Annotated in this window: 4 protein-coding genes; all 4 read left to right on the top strand. The window is 51.0% G+C overall.

The features are described from left to right. A partial coding sequence (locus IBX50_RS18500; protein WP_292257876.1) for a hypothetical protein occupies positions 1-199 on the top strand: 199 nt, incomplete at its 5' end. 337 nt (positions 200-536) lie between these two features. Continuing rightward, positions 537-1,991, top strand: coding sequence for a HAMP domain-containing sensor histidine kinase (locus IBX50_RS18495; protein ID WP_292257875.1), 1,455 nt, complete (start codon positions 537-539; stop codon positions 1,989-1,991). After that, the gene (locus IBX50_RS18490; RefSeq protein ID WP_292257874.1) at positions 1,975-3,324 is read left to right on the top strand and encodes a diguanylate cyclase; all 1,350 of its coding nucleotides are present in this window, start codon (positions 1,975-1,977) and stop codon (positions 3,322-3,324) included. The genes IBX50_RS18495 and IBX50_RS18490 overlap by 17 nt, the downstream gene beginning before the upstream one ends. Further along, on the top strand, positions 3,321-3,524 hold a 204-nt coding region (locus IBX50_RS18485), incomplete at its 3' end, for a hypothetical protein (protein ID WP_292257873.1). The genes IBX50_RS18490 and IBX50_RS18485, both read left to right, overlap by 4 nt.

Raw genomic sequence — 3,524 nt, 5'->3', positions numbered from 1 at the left:
CACTCAGGATATTCAGATAGTGCTGCAGGAGCAGGCAATGGCAGCGCGTGAAGTAGCCGAAACCGTGGAAGGTATTGCACGACTGGCGGATGGTAATGCGGCTCAGGCTGCGCAGGCGCTGGTGGCTTGTCAGCACGTGCAGGAAACCACCCAGGTAATTGATGAGCTGCGTAAACAGTTCCGGGTGTATATGGATTAAGCATTCGGCAGTATTCAGAGACATGGCCGGTATTTTTGTTTTATTCTGTTGCTGGACTTTAAATATAACTGACCCGCAGGAGGTGCTTGATGAGTTATACAAGGCTTCCTGCGGGTTTGTTTTTTCTGCTGATAGGTTGCCGGTGATGACCTGGATGAACTGCAGGGAATCTGGTTTGATATTGCCAAGGCCCTGGAAGCAGAAAGTGGTGTGGCACAGCACCGCTGGAGTCTGTACGTCAAGTCCTTGTTCAGTTGCGCAAACAAGGTGAAATTGAAGCCATTCTGGATGCCTGGGCGGGCACCCACTGGCGAGTGGATACAGCCGAGATGATTCATTGAACCACCAAAAAAACGCCTCACGCAGACCCGCGCTGCCGTTTAATCGCAGCAGCCTGGCCTGGCAACATACTCGTCAGACTCTGCTGGCCGCCGTGGTACTGGGTGTATTACTCAGTCTGGTGCTGATTCTTGTGGACTTGCAACAAACCCGCAGCAACATCAATAACCGCATGGATGAGTTGTTGTTAACCACCTCTAATGCAGCCACTCAGGCCGCTTACACCCTGGATGCCACTCTGGCAGAAGAAGTGCTGGAAGGTCTGTTTGCAGTGCAGTCATTGGTTTACGGTCAACTGATGACCGAAAGAGAGCGTGTGCTGGCACAAAAAGATCGCCGTGATAGTCAACCTCGTTCCTCTTTTGATCACCTGCTAGGCAGAGAACTGGTTTTTTCCCAGCCACTGATCTGGAACAACATCCACACCGGAGAACGGTTACCTGTTGGACAGTTGCAGATCCGGGTGAACGGAGGTGTGGCTGGAGCTGACTTTTCCCGCCGGGTGCTCTGGGAGTTGGTGTTTGGGGTGATCCGTAATGTATTGCTGGCATTTATTATTCTGATTATCTCCAACCGTTTGCTGACCCGGCCACTGGCTGATATTGCACATGCTTTACAACAAGGCGACCCACGGGATTTTAAGCCCCTCAAACCTCTGCCAGCCCATCAGCATGACGAAATTGGACGGGTGGTGACTGCTTTTAATGCATTAACCAGTTCATTAAAACAGTCCAACGTGGAGCTGGCACGGCTTAGTGAAGTTATGGCGCATCACTTTCAGGAACCCACACGGCGTTTGGTGGCTTTTTCACAGCGTCTGGGACAGAACCAGCTGTTGCGAGATCAACCGGATACACGAGTCTCGCTGGAGTTTGTTGAAAGCCAGGCGCGGCGACTGAGTGACCTGGTACGAGATGTGCAGCGTTATCTGGCACTGGATCAGTTGCGGTTGGAACCCACAACTCTGGATGCACGGCAAAACTTGCAGCAACTTCTGTCTTCAGCTGCTTATACCAAAGCTTTGCAAAAGGTTGATGTGCGGTTGAGTGAGGACTGGCCTGCTGTTTTTTTTGCCGAACGGCGCATGAAGGATATCTGGCAGGTGCTGCTGGATAATGCTTTGTTATACCGCAGTAAGGAACGCCCCTTGCAAATTAGTATATCGGCTGTACACCGAGCCGGTCGGGTCGTTTTTCGGTTTGAGGATAATGGTCAGGGTATTAATCTGGCTTATAGGGAACAGGTGTTTGAGATATTTGTGCGGTTGGTACCCAACAATGAAGCCTACCCCGGAACGGGTATGGGATTGGCGCTGGCCAAAAAACTGATTCATCAGGCCGGTGGTGATATTCGGGTGGAATCCGCGGAGCTGGGTGGTGCCTGTTTTGTTTTTGACCTGCCTGGTGCGGCAGTGGAGCAGAGTAATGAGAACAACGATGAAAACAATCGGTAAGTTAAGCCTTAAAACTGCACCCCTTGTCCTGGTGGTTGAAGATGACCCAGATGAAGCCACCTTGATTCATTTTCGCCTGAATGAACGTCTGGATGATGCTTTTCAGGTGATACAAGCGGCATCCATGGCTGAAGTGGAAGCACTGTCAGCGACCATGCACACACCGCCGGATGTAGTGTTGCTGGATCTTAATCTGCCGGATTCCAGTGGTGTTAACACAGTAATTCGTTGTCGTGAACTGCTGGGGGATGTGCCGGTGGTGGTGCATACCGGCTGGGATGATACAAAACTGACTGAGGCAGCAATAGAAGCCGGTGCGGATGATTATCTGCGCAAGGGTGTTGAAAGCTGGATGCTGAGAAAATCCCTGCGTTACGCCATGCTGAGGCATGAGCGTGACGAGCAGGAGCGTTTGGTGTTGTCGGTTTTTCACCATGCCAGTGAGGCCATCATGCTCACTGATTTACGTGGACAGATCCTCGATGTGAATGAGTCCTTCACCCGCATCACCGGTTACAGCCGTGAAGAAGCCATCTCCAAAACACCAGCACTGTTAAAATCCGGCCACCATGACAAGAGTTTTTATCAGCAGCTGTGGCAACAACTGCTGGATACAGGCCAGTGGCAGGGTGAAATCTGGAACCGCCGTAAAAACGGTGAGGTGTTTGTTGAGTTCATCAGTATTAATGCGGTACGTAATTCCAGGGGGATGGTGCGCCATTTTGTCTGTTTATTCAGTGATATTAGCTTGCAAAAAGAACAACAACAGCATTTGCAGCATCTTGCCTGGCATGATGCACTGACTGGTCTGCCAAATCGCACCCTGCTGGTGGATCGCCTGCAGCAGGCGATGACTCAGGTGCGCCGTAATAATGGTGGCGGTGTAGGTGTGGTGTTTCTGGATCTGGATGGTTTTAAAGCCGTGAATGACACCTTTGGACATGATGCCGGTGATTATGTGTTGCAACAGGTAGCTGAGCGCATCAAAAAATGCCTGCGAGAAGAAGACACTCTGGCACGGCTGGGTGGTGATGAGTTTGTGATGCTGCTGCTTGATCAGAAAGATCTGAGTTCAGTACTGAGTTTGCTGCAGCGTTTATTAAAAGAGATAGCGGATCCGATTTTCTGGAAAGACGGAAAACTTTTAAAAGTTTCCGCCAGTCTGGGTGTGGCGCTTTACCCTCAGAGCCATGCACAGGATTCAGAAAACCTGCTACAGCAGGCTGACCATGCCATGTACAAGGCCAAACATGCCGGTAAAAATGGTTTTGCATTTTATGAGTCAGATCATCACGGTGGACATTCGGATACCTCACTGGAGCGCGCAGTATGATCCTGCCCCGGTTGATTGTGCTGATGTTGCTGTTGTGGGTGGTTAACAGTGGTGCCGCTGAGCCACGGTTTGTAGTGGGTTTTGCTCAGGACACCCTGGCTAATGACTGGCGCAAGGTTCAGGTGCAGGAGGTGCAGGCGGTATTGGCACAACACCCGAATATCCAGTTTATTGTCACCGATGCTCAGGGGCAAACAGCC

The sequence above is a fragment of the Marinospirillum sp. genome, assembly GCF_014859565.1.
This window is presented reverse-complemented; position numbering and strand designations above follow the sequence as displayed.

Bases quoted from the DNA above. Each gene is read 5' to 3' on its own strand.
- IBX50_RS18490 (WP_292257874.1), top strand. From the start codon at position 1,975: ATGAAAACAATCGGTAAGTTAAGCCTTAAAACTGCACCCCTTGTCCTG.